This is a genomic window from Pseudomonas sp. B707 (genome assembly GCF_022496685.1).
GTDB classification, from domain to species: Bacteria; Pseudomonadota; Gammaproteobacteria; order Pseudomonadales; family Pseudomonadaceae; genus Aquipseudomonas; species Aquipseudomonas paraglycinae.
Genome location: NZ_WTVE01000018.1, coordinates 1 through 4143, shown reverse-complemented (window position 1 = coordinate 4143; position 4143 = coordinate 1). Strand labels below are relative to the sequence as shown.

Below are 4143 nucleotides of genomic sequence, written 5' to 3'. Positions count from 1 at the left end.
GCTACGACACCAGCACCAACGGTACGGCCGCCTTCACGGATTGCGAAACGCAGGCCGTCTTCCATCGCGATGGTTTTGATCAGGGTAACAGTCATCTGAATGTTGTCACCTGGCATTACCATTTCAACGCCTTCTGGCAGCTCGCAGTTACCAGTCACGTCAGTAGTACGGAAGTAGAACTGTGGACGGTAGCCTTTGAAGAACGGAGTGTGACGGCCGCCTTCTTCCTTGCTCAGAACGTAAACTTCTGCGGTGAACTTGGTGTGCGGCTTAACCGAACCCGGCTTAACCAGAACCTGACCACGCTCAACGTCGTCACGCTTGGTGCCACGCAGCAGAACGCCGCAGTTCTCGCCAGCACGACCTTCGTCCAGCAGCTTGCGGAACATCTCAACACCGGTGCAGGTGGTGGTGGTGGTGTCACGCAGACCAACGATTTCCAGGGCGTCTTGAACGCGAACGATACCGCGCTCGATACGACCGGTCACAACAGTACCGCGACCCGAGATCGAGAACACGTCTTCGATTGGCATCAGGAAAGGCTTGTCGATAGCACGCTCTGGCTCTGGGATGTAGCTGTCCAGAGTTTCCACCAGCTTCTTAACAGCGGTGGTGCCCATTTCGTTGTCGTCTTTGCCTTCCAGCGCCATACGAGCCGAACCGATGATGATCGGAGTGTCGTCGCCTGGGAAGTCGTAGGTGGACAGCAGGTCGCGAACTTCCATCTCAACCAGTTCCAGCAGCTCAGCGTCGTCTACCAGGTCAGCCTTATTCAGGAAAACCACGATGTACGGAACGCCTACCTGACGGGACAGCAGGATGTGCTCACGGGTTTGTGGCATCGGACCATCAGCGGCCGAGCAAACCAGGATCGCGCCGTCCATCTGCGCAGCACCAGTGATCATGTTCTTCACGTAGTCAGCGTGACCTGGGCAGTCAACGTGAGCGTAGTGACGAATGTTCGAGTTGTACTCAACGTGCGCGGTGTTGATGGTGATACCGCGAGCTTTTTCTTCTGGAGCGCTGTCGATCTTGTCGAATTCAACTACGGCCGAACCGAAAACTTCGGAGCAGACGCGAGTCAGAGCAGCGGTCAGCGTGGTCTTACCGTGGTCTACGTGACCGATGGTGCCTACGTTGACGTGCGGCAGGGAACGATCAAATTTTTCCTTAGCCATCGATATCACCCCTAACAGAAGAAATTGAGCAAACAACACGAGCCATTAAAACAAAGGCAGATATTTTCATATCTGCCTTGTTATATGGAGCTCTTGAGCGGATTTGAACCGCTGACCTCACCCTTACCAAGGGTGTGCTCTACCAACTGAGCTACAAGAGCGTAAAACTTTGCACAACCTGCAAACTTGGAGCGGGTAGCGGGAATCGAACCCGCATCATCAGCTTGGAAGGCTGAGGTTCTACCACTAAACTATACCCGCGGAGCCTGCAGCTCACGCTAAAATCTGGTGGAGGGAGAAGGATTCGAACCTTCGAAGTCGTAGACGTCAGATTTACAGTCTGATCCCTTTGGCCGCTCGGGAACCCCTCCTAATCAGGCCGGCATTCTATACTATGCCAAACCCCTGTCAAGCATTTTCTCATTTAAAAACCTGAGGTTAGCTGCATTGACACCACCCCACTGCTTCTACCTTTTCAGGTCTTCGCTGTGGAGCGGGCGCCATTCTATGCAAACTATTCAGTGGGTGCAACCCCCTCGCACAGCATTATTTTATGTTTTAACTCATTGAATTCCTTGGAAAGGTTTTGTAACTGAGCATCACCCAGCAAACGCTGGGTTTCGGGCGTAATCTGGAACCAATATGAGCCGCCGGAAGACTCTTTTGATGAAGGAAGAGCTTTTGCTCCAATCTCCGTCAAACGCTGTTCCAACGCCTGAGCGGTCTCGGGGCGCGCCAAACCACCTACATAAAGGCACTGCCCATCAGACTTCCCCCCAGTCCTTTTTTCACGGGAAGCATCACCACCAGCCTCACTCAGCAAGCGAATATCCTGTTGCGAGCCACGATAAAGACTGAGCGGCGTTACATCCTTTGCGCGTAGCGGGGCCTCCTGCTGATGCCAGACGTAATAAAACACATTGAGTACCAGAAGCAGAAGAAACAACCAACGCATACAAACCTCAGGACAAAGGACACGCCATAGCCAAACCCACGAACACCAAATCGGGAACAATCCGAGCCTCAGGCGCAACATCCGAAACCAGCTCGGCATCACCACCCGTAATGAAGACACTGTAGTCATCACCCCAGTAGGAGCGCGCCATCTCCAGCTGCGTCAACACAAATCCCCTGAGCATCAACGAACAGCCACGCTCTACAGCCTCAGCCGTATTGCGCCCCGGAGCCTGGCTCGTCAATGCACGCTCTGCCGCCAGGTCTCCATAGCGAATTTTTCGAGTATGCGTACGCAACTGATTACGCATCAGCGGCATGCCAGGACAAATGAAGCCTCCCAGATGCTCGCCGTCCACGGAGATAAAGTCCGCAGTCACCGCTGTCCCGAAATCAAGAACCAGACAAGCACCTTTAGCCAGGTGAAAACCACCAAGCATCGCCAGCCAGCGATCGAGACCAAGGCGCTCATAGTCGTCGTAACCATTCTTTACGCCGGACATCTCGCGAGCGGGCGCCGCACAGACAACGGAAATGCCGAACTCATGCTTGAGCAAGCCAATCAGCAAATTAGTCTCATCTTCGGTTCTTACGCTGACGAGGCGACATTTCTTGAGAGACACTTTCTCGAACGATCGAAGACCGTCAACCAACGCCATGTCAGAGTCGACCACGCCCTCCGCGACCAAGACGCCGGCCTCAACGCTCAGCACACGCCATTTGATAAAGCTGTTTCCACAATCGAGCTCAAGAATCATCACGCAACCTCAAGCTGAGCTCACCGCCACTAAAGACCTTTTCCACACCATCTACCTTCAGCCTAAGCGCGCCCTGATTATCGATTCCCAGCACCACACCCTCTACCTGATTGACACCGGCGGTGAGAGAAACCGGCTGCCCTTGCCACAAATGACTCGCCTCCCACTCCGCCTGAAGCGCAGAGAAGCCACCTGATTGGTGACGCTGCAGATAGAGTTGCAGCTGCTTACTCAGCTCAATCGCCAGAATATTGCGATCACAAGATTTGCCCGATTCTAGACGCATTGAAGTCCATTGCTGATCAACTTCGTCTGTAGCCTGCATGTTCACATTAATGCCTATGCCCAACACTACATGGCACACGTCTGCTGGATCACCAACCAGCTCCAACAGGATCCCGGCGATTTTTTTTTGGTCGACCAATACATCATTGGGCCATTTCAGCCCTGCACCTGGCACCCCAAGCGCATGCAAGGCCTGCATGACCGCGAGACCAACAACGAGACTTAACCCTTCAAGCTGACGCATCCCACCATCGATGCGCAGCACGAGACTGTAATAGAGGTTTTCAGCAAACGGACTCACCCATTTACGGCCTCTGCGCCCCCGCCCTGAGCTCTGGCGCTCAGCCAGTACAAGAAAGGGAGCCGCCCGCCCCCCATCCACCGCGCGCAGCGATTCAGCATTAGTCGAGTCCACGGAATCGAAGATACTGACAGACCAGCCGGAAAGACTTTCCTCTATCCTGAGCGAGTCAAGCAGCGCCAATGGCGAAGCCAATTGATAGCCCCGCCCTCGAACTTTATGTATGGATAACCCAAGCTCCGCCTCCAGATGCTGAAGCTGCTTCCACACCGCACTTCGACTAATTCCCAGAGCAACACCCAGGGCCTGACCGGAATGGAATCGACCATCCTTCAGAAGGTTCAACAACGTCAGCATGCAGGTCTCGCCTCAGAATGAGGCCCGAATAATAGCCATGCACCGGGCCGCTGCATAGAATTCAAACAATCCATTTTCCTGCGGGCAAAACAAAACCCCAACTGCTTTCGCAATTGGGGTTTCGGAATTTAATCTTGACGATGACCTACTCTCACATGGGGAAACCCCACACTACCATCGGCGATGCATCGTTTCACTTCTGAGTTCGGGATGGGATCAGGTGGTTCCAACGCTCTATGGTCGTCAAGAAATTCGGGTACTGAGTCGTGGCCAGAGGGCCTCGCTTCAGCAAATTGGGTATGTGACAGCT

The 4143-nt window shown here is 53.8% G+C and carries 4 protein-coding genes, 3 tRNA genes and 1 rRNA gene; all 8 read right to left on the bottom strand.

Annotation, left to right across the window (positions count from 1 at the left end; all coding sequences use genetic code 11):
- Positions 1 to 1178: elongation factor Tu (gene tuf, locus GQX66_RS08865; RefSeq protein ID WP_240867988.1), on the bottom strand; the 1178-nt coding region annotated here is incomplete at its 3' end.
- An 85-nt stretch (positions 1179 to 1263) separates the two neighbouring features.
- Positions 1264 to 1339: transfer RNA gene (locus tag GQX66_RS08860), tRNA-Thr, on the bottom strand.
- 26 nt (positions 1340 to 1365) lie between these two features.
- Positions 1366 to 1439: transfer RNA gene (locus GQX66_RS08855), tRNA-Gly, on the bottom strand.
- Positions 1440 to 1464: 25 nt separating this feature from the next.
- Positions 1465 to 1549, bottom strand: a tRNA-Tyr gene (locus GQX66_RS08850).
- Between the two features lie 143 nt (positions 1550 to 1692).
- Positions 1693 to 2133 (bottom strand): hypothetical protein, encoded by a 441-nt coding sequence (locus GQX66_RS08845; RefSeq protein ID WP_102686412.1) that lies wholly within the window; start codon positions 2131 to 2133, stop codon positions 1693 to 1695.
- Positions 2134 to 2140: 7 nt separating this feature from the next.
- Complete coding sequence (locus GQX66_RS08840) at positions 2141 to 2890, bottom strand: pantothenate kinase (RefSeq protein WP_085747588.1); 750 nt, start codon at positions 2888 to 2890, stop codon at positions 2141 to 2143.
- On the bottom strand, positions 2880 to 3833 hold the full coding sequence (gene birA, locus GQX66_RS08835; RefSeq protein ID WP_085747587.1) for a bifunctional biotin--[acetyl-CoA-carboxylase] ligase/biotin operon repressor BirA: 954 nt from the start codon (positions 3831 to 3833) through the stop codon (positions 2880 to 2882). Before birA ends, GQX66_RS08840 begins: the two co-directional genes overlap by 11 nt.
- 132 nt (positions 3834 to 3965) lie before the next feature.
- Positions 3966 to 4081, bottom strand: a 5S ribosomal RNA gene (rrf, locus tag GQX66_RS08830).
- Between the last annotated feature and the right edge of the window lie 62 nt (positions 4082 to 4143).